Below are 16,037 nucleotides of genomic sequence, written 5' to 3' on the forward strand. Positions count from 1 at the left end.
ATGGGGGGAGGAGCACTTGCGAATATTTAGAGTACTACTAATGCCAATATTGTGTTGTGTGCTTTTAAGTGGATGTTGGGATCGTATCGAGATTAACGATTTGGCTATCGTGCTGGCTACTGGTATAGATTATGAAGATGGCAAAGTACAGTTGACTTCACAGATTTTCATTCCGCGAAAGGCGAGTGCAGGAGATAGCAGTGGGAGTGGAGGCAGTCCAAGCGGGGTAACAATGATTCGAACAGCGGAAGGACGTACAATTGCCGAGGCATTGAATCGGTTACAACGTAAAGTTCCACGAAATATGTTCTGGGGCCACTGCGAAGTCATCATCATTAGTGAGCAAGCTGGCAAACGCGGTATCCGCGAGTATATCGATTTTTTCCTGCGTTACCCTCAGTTCAGGGAGCATGCATATGTCTTTTCCAGCGAAAAGGCAGCGAAAGATATCCTTGCGTTACTTGATCCACTGGAGCGAAGTTCTGCTGAATCGCTACGTGAGATGGCCAATCTGAAGTTAGGTACACGTGTCACTGCCCTTGAACTGGCTAAATCTATTGAAGGTCCGAGCTGTTCCGCTATTTTGTCTCGCATGTTAATCTTACCTCCGGAGCCCGATCAGGATAAACTGACGACAACGCCATATGTGAAAGGCCTGAGTATGTATAAGAAGGATCGCTATGTCAAGACGATCAAAGAACCACTAAGCGTAGGTGTATTACTACTTGCAAAAGAACTGAACAACATTATCATGCCCGTTGAGTTTGAGCCGTTAGAGGGTTCTTTCTCGATAAGACTCCTTGAAAATAAAACCTCCTTGAAGCCGCGAATTGTAAACCAACAGTGGAGTATGAAGGTCGACATCCAAACCAGGGGAGAAGTGGTGTTAAATACGACGGATGCCAATCTGACTGATCCCGCTGTACTAACTAAACTGGAAAAGGAATGGTCGGCTAAGCTCACATCTTTGGCTCATGATGCTTTAGCCATGTCTCAGAAAGAGCTGCGCTCCGATTTCTTTAAATTCGCAGTTGAATTCCGCAGATATTATCCGCACCAATGGAAGGCGCAGGAGAAGAACTGGGAAACCATTTATCCTGAATTGGACGTGGAAGTCAACGTAGATGCACACGTAGAACGTACCGGAAAATCAACAGGACCACAGGGGATACCTGATGAGGACGAAAGTTGAACACAAATGGCTCCTGTTACAAGCCTGAGAATAGAGGTGATTGCATGAAACTAGGCTCAATCCTTGGGATTTTGATGCTGGCGACTGCGATAGTGTATGGAGAGTGGAAGAGCAGCAAAGAGAAGCGAGCCAGAATAGTAAGCGCGGGAATTACTGCAGTGGCGGCAGTAATTGGGATCATTCTTCTCTTTCAGCCCCGTTTGCCTGGTCCTACCCAGATTGTGAAGTTTTTATTTGGAAGTGTGGATAAATTTATGAAGTGAAATGATGGAGAAAGAATGACCAAGTCTCTGAGTACCAGAGGCGTGGTCATTCTTTTATTTAAGTGAGCTGTATCCAGTCAGAATGTTTACTCTTTGATCACAGAAGCATTCACGGCATCTTCCATTTTCGTATTGTAGGAACGGAACAGACCCAGACGCCAGAACGCGGCTCCTTTGAGGTTATAACGTTTGGCGAGACCGAGCTTATCATCAACAGAGGACGGCGTTTCACTGCTTAGACTGATTCCGAGCAAAAGCTTGTTCTTTGGGACACCGGCCTGTATGGCTAATTGGATCGCCTGATCCACAAGACTATTTGGCTCAGGTACCTGAGATTTGGTGCCAACCGGATTATACTGATAGGCCATAATGATCAGATCATCTGCGATGGAGGCAAGTGTTTTGTAATCATACCCTTTATAAGCACTATTTAGCGGCGGTACCGCCAGAGATAAAGCTGTGTCGAGGGGCAAGGAGCTTCTTAATTGCTTCACGTAAGCATTGAGCAGCCTCTGTTGTTCTACCGCATCCAGTTTGAAGCCCAGTCCTTCAAAATCCAGAACAACTCCGCCAAAACCATGCTCTGCTACAGCAGCAGTTATACCTTCAATCGATTTCTGCCGCAGACTGCTGTCGCTCAGAACTTTGGTCAGTTCGCCGTTTCCATCCAATGCATACACCATGAGCTGTGGTTGGATCTGTTGATCTGCTGCGTCAGCAACGATAGACTGCGGTGTAACATCACCCGCAGCAGCAGGGAGACGGTACTCATCCCCTTGGAGCGTGAACTGACCTTCACGATCAATGCGGCTCCAGCCAAAGGCCACGGAATTCATGGAAGTAATAAGGTCCTTTTCTTGAAAGGATTGCAATGCATAGAAGGCTCTCAGGTGCATCTCGCGTTGTGGGGAGATAAGGGAGACCGTCTTGGTTGCCTGATTCCAGCTTGCACTTACACCGAATTGATTACTAAAAGAACTGAGTGGAATAAGCACGCGTCCTTCGCGCTGAACGGGTGCTGCAGCAAGTGTAACTTTTTTTCCATTTACGGTCGCTGTGGTGCTGCCAACTTGTAATAGTACCTCAGTAGTTTGTCCTTTCACAGTGTTCGTTGCTTTTACAGTCTGTGATCTGCTGTTCCAGGTAATATCGATACCTAGGGCTTCCCCGACCGTCCGAAACGGGACGTAAGTGACACCTTTATCAACTCGTGGAGCTGCATCAAACTTCAGGGGAACATCATCCAAGTGTACTGAAATGGCTGGGGCAGCATAGGCTCCACCGATATTGGGTGTACTTCCAAGGATAGAGAGAGCAATTACAGTAACCGCGGCGATTTTTCCTACACGTTTAATAAGCATGATTTGTGTCCTCCAACTCCGAACATGATAGTAGAATTTTGTTATGAACAGTAATCTAGTAATCTAGCATAACAAAATTTGCAAGTAGATCCAATATTCAATTGAGATCCTAGTCATAACGGTAGCAGAAAAACGAATATACTTTACTATATATTGCGGAAGGAGTGTGCTTTTTGCCAAACTCTACGGGTTTTATTTACAATCCAACATCGGGTGAAACCCAATCCACTCAACTCATTGTAACGTGCATTAATGATTCCCTTAATGCTCCAGTCAGTATTGAGTTGGAAATTTTCAGATGGGACACCACTCAAACTGCGCGCATACCTATAGGTCATGATCTGTTTGAATTACTACCTCAAGCGACCCGAAGCTTAATCTATCCATTGATCAATGCTGCTTTTTACGAGGTGCAAAGCGATTATTTTAGTGCTACAAGTACGATCATTCATGTATACGGTGTTAATTCTACAGGTCAGATCATCCAACGTGTACTTCAATCGGAGATGACATTAATTGACCGGTTCACAAATATCCCTTAAAGGAATCGAGGTGAGCAGATGGTAGTTGTGAATATTACCGGGGCTTTGGCAGGCAGTCAATTCGAACCCTCAATTGCAGTTAATACGCTGAACCCGAATATTATGTGCGTGGTAGCTGTGGATACCAGTACCGGGCCAACATTGACTGGTTTCTATCGTTCCATTAATGGAGGCAGTACCTGGACCACCACTGTGCTTCCTCAACCGGCAGGGTATGCAGGAGCAGAGGCGCCTACGATAGACTATACGTTTCCGAATACCTTTATCGTTACCGTACATTTGTTTAACGGGATCAATGATGGGACGATTGCGAGTTATACTTCTTTTGATGATGGACTTACGTGGCAGCCACCGGTTATCGTCCAAGCGGGGTTTGGTACTATTGTTCATAATGATGAGCCTTTAATAGCTGTTGATCGTTCTCCAGGTAGCCCTTATCGAGGCCATGCATATGTCGGATATACTCCGCTTGCTACCGCATCTTCCGCTATATTTACGCAAAGATCGCTCACTCAGGGGATAACCTGGGAGCCACCTGACCGACAGTCGAATCCGCGAGGAATTCATGACCGGGCAGCGTTGGCTGTTGGATTCTCGGGTCAAGTCTATGCAGGATATATCATTACGGGTCCTGCCAGTCCGTCCGCTTTATTACGTATTTCGTACGATGGGGGCATTACCTATCAACCTCTTCTGGAAAGACAGGCAACGTTTATTTCATCCGTAGTACCGGCACCTTCGCCTTTACCTGTGCCAAATTATGCTTTTCGAGTGCAGACCAACCTAAGTCTGGGAGCAGATATTTCCGTTGGACCTAACAGTGGAACTGTGTATGCCGTTTGGAATGATGCACGTGCCGGATATACCGATGTTTTACTCTGTGAATCTCCGGATGGCCTTTTATGGTCAGACCCCATCAGTATCACAGGCGCGCCACCGGGTACACAGAATTTTTTCCCGTCGATAACCGTATCACCTTTTGCAGGGACGATCAGGGTTATTTATTACTCCAATCGAATTGACGGATTCCTGCTGGACGTTTTTGTTGCGGAATCATTTGATGGCGGGACCAGCTTCTCCAATCGACGTATCACAACTACATCTTTTAATCCAAACGGCAACTCTCCGATGCCCACAGTACTCATTGGAGATTATATTACTGCGGCTACAGTTAGTCCGGATAATCTCGCAGCAGTGTGGATGGCCACAACGCCGCCCACGGGTAAGCTGGATGTTTATTTTGGTAACTGATTCAATGTAAACTGGAACACCCCCACACCTTAATCTTTATGAACAAACAGATTAAGAGTATGGGGGTGGAGGTGTTCATTTTAATCCGAAACGACAAATCCGTCGAAACTCTCTGGGCCAACTCGAACCGTTCCGAGCAGGTTGGTACTGATAAATGCGCTGTAGGTTAATTGTGGCACGATCGGTGTGTTAAAGTCATTGGCAGAGAAAACGATCACTTCAGGGTTAAGCAGACCGTTCAGACCGTACGTGTAGTTTCCGGAGTAAACAATCGGATCGGTTGCAACTGTACCTCTTACAATAATAATCCTCACTTGAAATAGGGCAAGTGGTAATTGTACCGTTATGGTTCCTTTTAGGGAGACTCTTAGGTTGGGTCCCGCTCCGGCAGTCTGCAGACCAATCTGGCCGAATAACTGAGGCGTGTTAATCACTGGAATCGGTATGGAAATAGAATTAAACAACGCAGCATTTTGCGATGATCTTGCATCCAGAAATTGTGTCAACATATATACCTCCTATCCGTTCAGATAGAATAATATATTCATCATTCAGATTTTCGCATGGACGGAGGGTGCAGCGCTGGAGATATTAAAGACAAACCGACTGCCCGTAGGACTGGACTCTTTAAGCCATACAACGCCACCCATTAATTCAGCGAGTTGTTTACAGATGGACAAGCCCAGCCCCGCTCCGCCATACTTTCCTGAATTACCATGAATCTGGGAATAGGATTTGAACAACAGATCCTGAAGATCCTGCGGGATACCGATGCCCGTATCTCTTATCTCGTAGGATGCATGGAGAGTACCTTTTGTATCAGCAGATACCTCAGTAGAGATGCATACTTCCCCTTTTTCAGTGAATTTAAGCGCATTCCCAACGAGATTGATTAGAATCTGACGAACTTTGTGCTGATCACCCATAAGCATCAGATGATCAGTAATATTGTATTCTGCGTACAACCTAATTCCTTTTTTCTGTGCTTCAGAAGAGAATAATTGTAATACATGTTCAACTGTTTCAGTGACACTATAAGATTTGATCTCGAGAGAGATCGCACCAGCTTCTGCTTTGGAGTAGTCCAGAATTTGATCCATCATCGACAGAAGGCTGGCGCCACTTGACTCAATGACATTAACATATAACGATTGATCCTCACTCAGCCTGGTCGATTGCAACAGATTGGCCATTGCAAGAACACCATTCATTGGCGTCCGGATTTCATGACTGAGAACGGCCAGCAAATTTTTCTTTTCTTCAAGCACTTTTGCAGCGGTCTCTTCCGCCTGTTTTAACTGTTGCAGAGTTGTTTCCATCTCAAGAAGACTCGTGAAAAATGAAGACAAGGCCAGAAGCAGATCCACGTCCTTTTGTTGATAGGAATAGAAATCCTGATCAAATGAGCAGAGGGAGCCGTAAATTTCTCCGTTCTCATTATGTATGGGCACACCGACAAATGAGCATCCACCTACGAATTCGGTTGCGTCCATATGTCTGGTTAGTGGATGGGTTAGATTATTATTGATTACTAACGGGCCTTGGGAATGTTCAGTCACAAGTGCACAGTATGACTCGGCGTTATCAACGACCAGCCCCTCACCCAGAATTAGTTTGTCACGATTATATACGTTCAGAACTTTGGTAGATAGATGATCCAACTGGGCAATACAAAACGTATTTGCAGGAATTAACCTGCTTGCCGTGTCCATGACGTTAGCAGCCGAATCATATAATTTATGTGAGACAATGGATAGTACATCAATGAATTCTGTTTTCAACATATTGATTTGACTCCTCCTGATTGTAGAAATTCGTTGTGCACTGTATTCAGTATATATGAATTGAAAGAATAGAGCATGGTTGGTTTTGACAGTGGAAGACGGAAATGAGAAAATATAATGCTGTGGAACATGTATATATTAATAAAGTTTTGGAGGCAAATCAATGAATCAGCGTTTTCGAATTACCCGAACCATGCAAGAAAGTAATGCGGAACAATTCATCTCGCTGGAAGAGTGCAAACTCTACTTCGAATCCCAACCCGATTTTACCTATTCACCGGTTCTTAACATTGTAGGAGCTGAGAGCACCATGACCATCGAGGGGGACTTTTTTATGTGGGACCTTGAGGGTGCACAGATTGCTTTTCGTTTGTACATGGGGGATCTGTATGTAGCTATTTCTAACGAAGCTATTGTTCCCAAAATGATTGAGATTGCAACGGATCTACGTGCAGATATCGTTGAAGGATAAGAAGTACAGAACTAGAGTTTGATAATAGCGTAACCATGTTGGTTGTAGTCTGCTTTAGACACTCCTGTAAAAATGAGACTAAAGGTTCATTTATATTCCATATGTTAGATTGTAATATATGGAATATAAAACATTTTACAGGAGGGTAATGAAGTGAAAAAGACCAAATTAATACTTGTTGTATTCATGAGTATGATCCTTGCCTTATCAATAACTGGAATAGGATCGAGTTCAAAGGCTTCTGCGGCTACGGCACGTACACCCATTGTATTGGTACATGGATTGACTGGTTCAGATAGCAATTTTACAGCAATTGAGAGTTATTTACGTAGCCAAGGGTGGACAAGAGACGAATTATTTGCGATTGACCTTCCTAGCAAACAAGGAAACCAGCTGTTGAACTCCGCAGCAATTAGTCGATTCGTAGATGATGTTCTGCGCGAAACGGGTCATACAAAAGTCAATATTATAGCTCATAGCATGGGTGGAGCTAATAGTCTCTATTACATACTTAACCGTGGAGGCGCTTCCAAAGTGGATAAGTTGATTACCCTTGGCGGGGCTAATCGATTGACCACAACGACAGCTCCGAGTGGAATAAAGGTGACTTCGATCTATTCCACCAGTGACACGATTGTGTCCCCGGTACTTTCCCGGTTGAACGGGGCGAACAACGTTTCGGTTTCCCTCGTATCCCATATCGGTCTGCTGTTTAACTCACGGGTGAATGCCCTGATCAAAACTGCATTGAATGAGTAGCTGAACATACAAAATGTGCATTCTTTCATAATATAGTGAATGATTGACTTGAACACGACTGACCATTCATGGGCAGTCGTGTTTGCGTATTATCCGGAAATGGCTCGCTGAGATAAGATTCAAAAATAGGTACATCCATTCTATAATTAGAAATCAGAATAAAAATAGAACAAGTTAAAGGAGTATGTATACATGCAACTTCAACCGAATGATCGAATTAAAGTTCATCCAGGCTTTTGGGCTGGATTACATCAATTAGGGATTGGTGCCGACGACATCGCTCGCACAGCACAACTATCTCTTGAGACAATAAATAAACCTGTAGTGACCCAATCTCAATACTTCGCAATCTGGCAGGCCTACTCTGATCTCAATGGGGACACCGCTGAAGGAATCATCAAACTTGCAACCGGATATGAAATATCGAAGTATCCTCCGCCTGTACTGGCGATGTACCATGCTCGTGATTATCGTGATGCGTTGAATCGCATGGTGCGTTACAAGCAAATGTGTCCTCCCGAGAGTTTGCAGATTACCGAAGCAGGTGAGGAATTGTTCATTGAACTCGAATGGTTACGTAAGGAGCAACAAGGTCCGCCATTACTGGTGGGTATTACGCTGGCATTTCTGATCGAACTTGGACGGAGGGGTACAGGACAACCTTTGACTGCAAAACGGGTTGAGTTCTCCCAACCGATGGGTGACGTAGCAACCCTTGAGGCTTACTTCGGCTGCCGAGTCGATACAAATTCCAACTATAATCGGCTGACGCTGGAACGGAAAGATCTGAGTCTTCCATTTCTATCGTATAACGAGGAGTTACTGGAGATTCTGACCCCGGCTCTGGATCGGTCGCTGGACGAACAAGAGAGCAATCGTTCCGTTACTGAAGTGGTCAAATGGATTATGAAACGCAGCCTCACAGGAAAGCGCCCTGACATCCAGACGGTCGCCAAAGAGCTTCGCATGAGTGAGCGCAGCTTGCAGCGGCGACTGACGGAGGAGAACACAAACTTCAAGCAATTATTAACGGAGGCCAGACGTGAGCAGGCCCGAGCGTACCTTGCAGATCCTTCGCTCGATATCAAAGAAGTGGCATTTCTGGTTGGATATGAAGATCAGAATTCGTTCTATCGTGCTTTCAAGACCTGGGAAGGGGATACACCTTCCAATTGGCGTGTAAGGCAATAATTCTGGCGCAAAGTGCTAGTTACTAGACTCTTCAGACTGCTTAATATTATATCTATCCGGTGTATGAAGCTGTCGGCAATGGTCAAGAAACAGCTGCCGGATAGTTGTAATCATGAAGGAGAAATGCAGGATGGATATGGGACTAAAAGAGAAAACAGCTTTAGTTACAGGATCAACAAAAGGGATCGGTAAAGCGATTGCTATAGAACTCGCCCGAGAAGGAGTAAATGTTCTCATTAATGGACGTAATGATGAAGAGGTGGAACGAACAGTTCTTGAAATCAAGTCCACTTTTCCAAAGACCTCTCCGCAAAAGGCTACCGCTGATCTTGTGGATCTGGCGCAACGCCAAGCTTTATTCGAGAAATTTCCTGAAGTTGATATATTAATCAATAACATGGGGATATATGAAATCATGAGTTATGAAGACATAAATGATGAAGTGTGGGAGAAATATTTCCGTACTAATGTACTTGCTGCCAATGGCTTGTCTCAATTTTATTTACCTAAAATGGTGAAGAACAATGACGGGCGTATTATTTTCATCGCAAGTGAAGAAGCCCTTATGCCTTCAGGCCAGATGCCCCAGTATTGCATGACCAAGTCAATGCTGCTGTCATTATCCAAAAGTTTGTCCAAACTGACAGCAGGGACCGAGGTTACGATCAATACGATCCTGCCAGGGCCGACACTTTCCGAAAATGTACAAGAAATCATTGAGGGCATATACCCTGATGTGACGTTGACTTTCGAGGAAAAAGAGAAAGATTTTATGAAGAGTAATCTGCCACAGTCCGAATTACAGCGATTCATCAAGCCAAGTGAAATAGGCAGACTCGCTGCATTTGTATGCAGCCCATATGCTTCAGCCTTCAGAGGCTCTCCCATCCGGATGGACGGGGGCATGGTTCCCACCATATTTTAAAATTGTTCAGGATACAGGATAGTATCCATAAGATGTCGCCAGCATTGGCGGCTTTTTTATTTGTAAATGATCTATGCGAGGGCGTCAATCAAGTTTATAATACAGGTATGTTTTTCGAAAACGATTTCTGTTCATTGGAAGCGATTACTTTTATCGATTATATGAATCTAAAAGGGGACACTATCATGATAGCTGCAATAAATCTGGAAGGCATATGGAAACTCCAACTCGATGAACATAAGGTGGAACGTGGTCTGAATTTCTCAGACGTTATTACATTGCCAAATACTACATCTCATGCGGCCAAGGGCAAGAAAAACGAGAATGTGTTAATCGGTGCGCTGACGGATGAGTACTTATTTGAGGGTTATGCCTGGTTTTCACGAGAGATTGAAATTCCCGAACAGTTGGCTGGCAAATGTTGCTTCTTGCATCTGGAACGAACAAGAGTTACCACAGTCTGGATTGATGGGGTGGAATGCGGAACACAAAACAGTCTGAACACACCTCACCGTTACGAGATTGAGGCAGGGCTAACCGCTGGGACTCATACAATTACCATACGAGTGGACAATACCAATTATCCAACCAAAGGTGGTCATCTTACATCCGAAGACACGCAGACGAATTGGAACGGCATCACCGGGAAATTGGAACTTCAATTTTTCGAGCGTGTTTTCCTGGATAATGTTCAGGTCTATCCCGATCTTGCGACTCGATCTTTCGAGATCAAGGCAGCACTTGTTGGTGACCTGCAAGAAGTACGAATCGTGGTATCAGCTGTTGCTGTCAGTGCAGATCCAGTTCATACGACCGAGGAACAGATTTTCGCCCCGGATTCGCAGGAAATCCAGCTGACGTACAAGATTGGCGAAGATGCGATGTTATGGAGTGATGATGAACCTAACCTGTACCAACTTCATATTCATCTGCAAGATCAGAACGGCGAAGTGCTGGATTCCACCGAAGTATGGACGGGATTAAGGGAATTCCGGGCTGCTGGAGACAAATTCACCATTAATGGTCGCAAAACGTTTCTTCGAGGCAAACATGACGGGCTGATCTTTCCGCTCACGGGATACGCGCCAACAGATGTGGATGAGTGGGTTCGTATCCTCGCTATCTCCAAGTCCTACGGTATCAATCACTACCGTTTCCATACCTGTTGTCCTCCGGAGGCTGCTTTTATTGCAGCGGATCTGCTCGGCATCTACATGGAGCCTGAACTTCCGTTCTGGGGAACTATTACGGATGAATCTTCGGATGGGCATAATCAAGCCGAGCAGGATTACTTGATTAGCGAAGGATTTGCGATGCTGCGTGCTTTTGGTAATCATCCTTCGTTTGTCATGATGTCCATGGGGAATGAACTATGGGGAAGCAAGGACAGATTGAATTCGATCCTGAAGGCATACAAAGCATATGATCATCGTCATCTATACACCGAAGGTTCGAATAACTTTCAGTTTGTGCCGGACATTCTGGAGGAAAGTGAATTCTTCTGCGGGGTTCGTTTCTCCAAAGAGCGCCTGTTCAGAGGTTCATATGCGATGTGTGATGCTCCGCTTGGTCACGTGCAGACCGACCTGCCAAATACATTAAAAGATTACGATTCAAACATTGTACCTGAGCAAGGCAGCGATGCTGACCCTTCTGGTCAGACTGGGGACAAAGAGATTCAGATTCAGTATGGGACAGGTTCCAAAACAGTGCAGGCCGAAGCTGGAAGTGACCAACTTGTCTCACACGTACCAATCATCTCGCATGAAATTGGACAGTACGCCACGTTTCCCAATTTCGAGGAGATCAACAAGTATACGGGTTCTCTCAAAGCCAAGAATTTCGAAGTATTTCGAGAGCGTCTGAATGCCAAAGGACTGGGACATCTGGCGGAAGCATACTTCAGAGCCTCTGGTAAACTCGCGGTCGCATGTTACAAGGAAGAACTGGAAGCTGCTTTTCGTTCGCAGCAACTAGCCGGGTTCCAGCTGCTGGATCTTCAGGATTTCAGTGGTCAGGGAACAGCGCTGGTGGGTGTACTGGACGCATTCATGGATTCCAAAGGCATGATTACACCTGAGGAGTGGAGAACGTTCTGTTCCGACGCTGTGTTGTTGGCGAGATTCCCCAAATATAATTATCAAGCGGGTGAATTGTTCGAAGCACGCATTGAACTAAGTTACTTCCGGAGACAAGCATTGGATGGACTTCAATTGAAGTGGGAAATTCAAAGCGAGCAGATCGAAGGAAGCGTCCTATTGGAAGGGAAAGCAGACCTGCCAGCGACCCATGGAGAACATTATGTGAATGTCGCGGTTCTCAGCATTCGCATTCCTGAGGCCTCCAATATGACCAAAGTGGAGCTTAGACTGTCCATTCCGGGTACGGATATCCGTAAGTCTTACGACCTGTGGATCTATCCGAGCCAACTGGACGTGGAATTGACCGGATTAAATCTCTTTACCGAACTTTCCGAAGCAGCGCTGGTGTTGCTAGAGCAGGGAGAGGATATCATGCTTTTCCCAAATCCCGACCAGATTCAACATGCGATTCAAGGTTTCTATAGCACCGATTTCTGGTCTTATCCTATGTTTCGTTCCATATCAGAGAATATGAAAAGAGAGGTTCCCGTGGGCACAATGGGATTGTTGATTCAGAGGGATCATCCAGCATTCGAACATTTTGTCACGGAAGATTACTCGACCTATCCGTGGTGGAATATCGTATCCAACTCGTCCTCGATGATTTTGGATGAACTTGGGCCAGAAATTACGCCGATCGTGCAGACCATTGACAATTTTGAGCGAAACCACAAGCTCGGCTTGTTGATGGAGTGTCGGGTCCGGAAGGGGAGAGTGCTGATGGGAGCGCTGAATCTGGAGCGTCTGATGACTACATTGGAGGGCAGACAGTTGTTATACAGCTTCCAGCGTTATGTACAAAGTTCCGCTTACCAGCCAGTTGCACGTCTGGAAGTAGAGGAACTTCGCAAGTTGTTTAACTAAGATATAGGGAGAAGAAGTGTCAGGTTTCCCTTAATTATGCCAATGAGCCCCTTCCGCGAATGGAAGGGGCTATAAGACATGCAGAATGAATCGGTTCATTTTCCCATTAAGCGTTAGATGAACCTGCACTTTTTAGGATTACATTCCAATCTTCTTCTTCAAAAAGTATGTTGTCTTTATCCTCTGTTACTCCGATCCGGACCTCAAGGATCACCATCCTGGCTTCAGCCAGAATAGAAAAGAGACTCTCCTTGGTAATCGCGAACTGATTGCCCATATTCACTTGCATGACCTTTCCGTTGACAAGCACTTGCCCACTGCCTGCAAGCACGGTCCATGCTCTACACCCAGTTCTATGCCAGTTCAACCCGATATGTTTGCCCGGTAGAACCGTTATGTTTAATGTGGTTACAGTTGTATTCTCATTGTCTAACGAACTCTCAATGACACGATAACTGCCCCAGGTTGCTTCACCATACATCGGTTTTAATGGCAAGTTACCCAATTGCGCTTTAATTTCATTTGAATTATTTTTGTTGGCAATGAGAATGCCATCCGGACTTGCGGCAGCGATAATACCTGGCACGCCAATGACTTGGATGGGGTAGGGAAGCTCGTTAATAATGTAGGAATTGGAGGAAGAACCCGAGATTCCACCGTGTCCGATTACATGGGTATCTAACTGTGCGCACAGCGTATCCCAGCTTCCGATATCCTGCCATACTCCCTTATAAGGCCGGACTACGGCCCGCTGTGCCTTTTCTGCAACATGCTTGTCGAAACTGCGTTCAGGCAACGCTTCATACAGGGACGACAATTGATCATAATTAACCGGAAGCCCCATTTTTTTAATATGGGATATCATAAACTCTACGGTGAATGCGTACACACCGCAGTTCCATAGTGCCCCACGTTGTAGCAGAGTTTCAGCAATGGTGGCTTCGGGTTTTTCTATAAATTGTGTTATGGGCGCATAAGCATTACGTTCTTCCCCACCCGGCAGGATGTATCCATACTGCTCTGAAGCATGTGTAGGCCTTGTCCCAATTAAAGCGATATCGGCTTGAGAATGTTTCAATATATCCGGCAGTAATTGGAAGTTGCTGAAAAAATCTTCACCTGCGAACACATCAGCTGGCGCGATACAGATCACATCGTCATCTTTGGCCATTCGGAAGGATTGCAGATATAACGTCGCTAAGGCCGCCGCGGTAAAAGTGCCTCGTTTATAAGGTTCCCCGATGACTGGTATTTTGCCCTGAGTATGTCGAGCCGTAATATTAGCCTGGTCCTGATGTGAAATAATGAGTGTTGAATCCGTTAGGCATGAACTTTCAAGCTGGCGGCATACTCTGCTGATCATGGATTCCCTACCTCCAGCGGGTGATGGAAGTATATCTATGAACAGCTTGGAGCGAAGCTCATTGGATAACGGCCAGAGCCTTTTGCCAGAGCCGCCGCCCAGCAGTACGATATGCATGGGCTTCCTCCTTAAGCTCAGGGAGCTTTACTATAGATTTTCCGTTTATGAAAGGAAAGAGAACGGTATTTAAGAGCCAGATTGCGGATTTGTTGCTCTTTTAACGAAGAAGCGTTCACATTCAGACTTTTATTCTTGGAACTTCTAAGGACCATGCTGCCTGGGTTTTTCGTATACATAAAATTGGCATACGTTTCATACTCGGAGAAACCAAACTGTTTCTTCTTATTGATATTGGAGATGATCGCTTTGTACCATGGCAGCTTATGAGCCGCTTCAATTTTCTGTTTTAAGGCAGCGAGTTTCGATTTGTCGAACAGCATATAATGAGTGACAAAAGAGCGGGGACGCGGAGCTTTCATGCCTAACAACTTGCGGTAGGTATTGAAATATTCCGGCTGGCTCCAGTCACGGCAGTAAAAGACTGTTTTGCCTTCTACAAGAAATGAATGAGGTTTAATCAGTACGGTATCTGCATCCATGACTAGAAAGTACTTTGCCTTCACAATGGAATCTCCGTTCATTTTGAGCAGCTGCTGATATAACCAGCCTGACCGATTCCATCGGGAGGACTGGTAGTGTATGTCGTTTTTGGTTATAGGCAGGACGGATCGCTCATTAACAAAAATGCAGTTTTTAAGGGAACAGAGTTTTCTGATTTTGGTGCTGACCGGAGAAACAATATATATGCTTCCAATGGGATGTTTTACATAACGGCGAATGTTATCGATGACGAGGGGAAGGGTAGCCAAATCTTTCTCGATCGCTGGTATAAGAACATCAATCTTAGGCGCATTATTCAACCGGATTCCAGGCAGGACGGACATCTTCTCAACTCCTTGCACAAATCGTGATGACTCATTATATGGTATGTGTGCAAAAGTGTTTTGGTCAGGGCATGTGCAAATATACATTTTTACGAATAGGGGCTTTTGTTGAGGGTTCCTTTATCGGTATTACATATAATGCTTGCAGGATCTTGATCAAACAGCAGGCTTTGATTCGGTTGCTGAAGGGAGAGTTTACGACATGGGAGTTGATAAGTTGCAGCCGTTAAGAAGCAAGTGGTTAAAAACAAAATTGATCATTAATAATGAATTAATTAAACCGTTTATCCCCGACACACAGAAATATAACAAGACGAATCTGAAATCCATGATCAGCAAATATGGAATGGTCTATGTCAAACCCGAGAGAGGTACTTTCGGGATGGGTGTTATTAAGGCAGAGATGGAAAGTCAGCAACATTTTGTCTATCAGATAGAGCAAAAACGCCTGACGTTTGACAGCTTTGAATCGTTTTATAACAGTCTGACTCGTCTGGTGAATAAAAGAAGTTATCTGATTCAGAGAGGAATCCATCTGCTTAAGCACAATAACAGACGTTTTGACATCCGTGTCATGATACAGCTAAGCCCGACCAAACATTGGGAAGCTACCGGAATCATCGGTCGACTGGGCCATCCAAAGAAAATCGTAACCAATTATCATAGTGGTGGAACACCGATGGATATTAACAAGCTGCTACAATCACATGCATCCACCAAACGCAGGAATGAACTGGTTCAGGAGATGAATGAGCTTAGCCTGCGCATAGCTCGTCATATGAAAAAAAAGTACCCGCATCTTAAGCAAATTGGTGTAGATATCGGCCTTGACCACAGTCTGAAACCCTGGATTATTGAAGTGAATGTCAAACCTGACCCATATATATTCAATCAATTAAAGGACAAGACGATGTATCGCAAGGTAATACGATATTACCGCCATGCTGTGCCCAAAAAAACAAAATAACAGACCGCACTTTTCATA

Annotated in this window: 15 protein-coding genes; 10 read left to right on the forward strand and 5 right to left on the reverse strand. The window is 45.0% G+C overall.

All coding sequences use genetic code 11. The features are described 5' to 3' along the window. Positions 1–16 precede the first annotated feature (16 nt). On the forward strand, positions 17–1,192 hold the full coding sequence (locus MHB43_RS15145) for a Ger(x)C family spore germination protein (RefSeq protein WP_405132250.1): 1,176 nt from the start codon (positions 17–19) through the stop codon (positions 1,190–1,192). A gap of 44 nt (positions 1,193–1,236) precedes the next feature. Next, entirely contained in the window at positions 1,237–1,455 is a 219-nt protein-coding gene (locus MHB43_RS15150; protein ID WP_339184917.1) for a hypothetical protein, read from the forward strand. Positions 1,456–1,541: 86 nt separating this feature from the next. Here MHB43_RS15150 and MHB43_RS15155 read toward each other — a convergent pair whose 3' ends face one another. Then, positions 1,542–2,816, reverse strand: coding sequence for a stalk domain-containing protein (locus tag MHB43_RS15155; RefSeq protein ID WP_339184919.1), 1,275 nt, complete (start codon positions 2,814–2,816; stop codon positions 1,542–1,544). Positions 2,817–2,989: 173 nt separating this feature from the next. On the opposite strand from MHB43_RS15155, the gene MHB43_RS15160 reads away from it, so the two are divergent. Both MHB43_RS15160 and MHB43_RS15165 read left to right on the forward strand, forming a co-directional pair. After that, positions 2,990–3,358, forward strand: coding sequence for a hypothetical protein (locus tag MHB43_RS15160; protein ID WP_221819426.1), 369 nt, complete (start codon positions 2,990–2,992; stop codon positions 3,356–3,358). An 18-nt stretch (positions 3,359–3,376) separates the two neighbouring features. After that, the gene (locus tag MHB43_RS15165) at positions 3,377–4,609 is read left to right on the forward strand and encodes a sialidase family protein (protein WP_221819425.1); all 1,233 of its coding nucleotides are present in this window, start codon (positions 3,377–3,379) and stop codon (positions 4,607–4,609) included. An 80-nt stretch (positions 4,610–4,689) separates the two neighbouring features. On the opposite strand, the gene MHB43_RS15170 is transcribed toward MHB43_RS15165, so the two are convergent. Together MHB43_RS15170 and MHB43_RS15175 are read right to left on the reverse strand one after the other, a co-directional pair. Continuing rightward, on the reverse strand, positions 4,690–5,118 hold the full coding sequence (locus MHB43_RS15170) for a hypothetical protein (protein WP_397376242.1): 429 nt from the start codon (positions 5,116–5,118) through the stop codon (positions 4,690–4,692). Between the two features lie 42 nt (positions 5,119–5,160). Next, entirely contained in the window at positions 5,161–6,393 is a 1,233-nt protein-coding gene (locus tag MHB43_RS15175; RefSeq protein WP_405132251.1) for a GAF domain-containing sensor histidine kinase, read from the reverse strand. A gap of 163 nt (positions 6,394–6,556) precedes the next feature. On the opposite strand from MHB43_RS15175, the gene MHB43_RS15180 reads away from it, so the two are divergent. From MHB43_RS15180 to MHB43_RS15200, 5 genes are all read left to right on the forward strand, one after another. Then, positions 6,557–6,865, forward strand: coding sequence for a hypothetical protein (locus MHB43_RS15180; protein WP_405132252.1), 309 nt, complete (start codon positions 6,557–6,559; stop codon positions 6,863–6,865). 186 nt (positions 6,866–7,051) lie between these two features. Continuing rightward, complete coding sequence (locus MHB43_RS15185; RefSeq protein ID WP_223869139.1) at positions 7,052–7,624, forward strand: triacylglycerol lipase; 573 nt, start codon at positions 7,052–7,054, stop codon at positions 7,622–7,624. Between the two features lie 192 nt (positions 7,625–7,816). After that, a complete protein-coding gene (locus MHB43_RS15190) occupies positions 7,817–8,815 on the forward strand; it encodes a helix-turn-helix domain-containing protein (protein ID WP_405132253.1) in 999 nt (332 codons plus the stop codon). Positions 8,816–8,945: 130 nt separating this feature from the next. Continuing rightward, positions 8,946–9,740, forward strand: coding sequence for an SDR family NAD(P)-dependent oxidoreductase (locus MHB43_RS15195; protein ID WP_405132254.1), 795 nt, complete (start codon positions 8,946–8,948; stop codon positions 9,738–9,740). A gap of 185 nt (positions 9,741–9,925) precedes the next feature. After that, positions 9,926–12,745, forward strand: coding sequence for a glycoside hydrolase family 2 TIM barrel-domain containing protein (locus tag MHB43_RS15200; RefSeq protein WP_405132255.1), 2,820 nt, complete (start codon positions 9,926–9,928; stop codon positions 12,743–12,745). Between the two features lie 106 nt (positions 12,746–12,851). Here the strand turns inward: MHB43_RS15200 and MHB43_RS15205 are convergent, their stop codons facing one another. Next, the gene (locus MHB43_RS15205; RefSeq protein WP_405132256.1) at positions 12,852–14,225 is read right to left on the reverse strand and encodes a sugar phosphate nucleotidyltransferase; all 1,374 of its coding nucleotides are present in this window, start codon (positions 14,223–14,225) and stop codon (positions 12,852–12,854) included. Positions 14,226–14,242: 17 nt separating this feature from the next. Next, on the reverse strand, positions 14,243–15,052 hold the full coding sequence (locus MHB43_RS15210; RefSeq protein WP_405132257.1) for a DUF6492 family protein: 810 nt from the start codon (positions 15,050–15,052) through the stop codon (positions 14,243–14,245). A gap of 202 nt (positions 15,053–15,254) precedes the next feature. Here MHB43_RS15210 and MHB43_RS15215 point away from each other — a divergent pair, with 202 nt between their 5' ends. After that, positions 15,255–16,019: a YheC/YheD family protein gene (locus MHB43_RS15215; RefSeq protein ID WP_405132258.1), complete on the forward strand. Its 765-nt coding sequence runs from the start codon at positions 15,255–15,257 to the stop codon at positions 16,017–16,019. Positions 16,020–16,037 lie beyond the last annotated feature (18 nt).

The sequence above is a fragment of the Paenibacillus sp. FSL H8-0317 genome, from assembly GCF_045040685.1.
In the GTDB taxonomy this organism is placed as follows: Bacteria; Bacillota; Bacilli; order Paenibacillales; family Paenibacillaceae; genus Paenibacillus.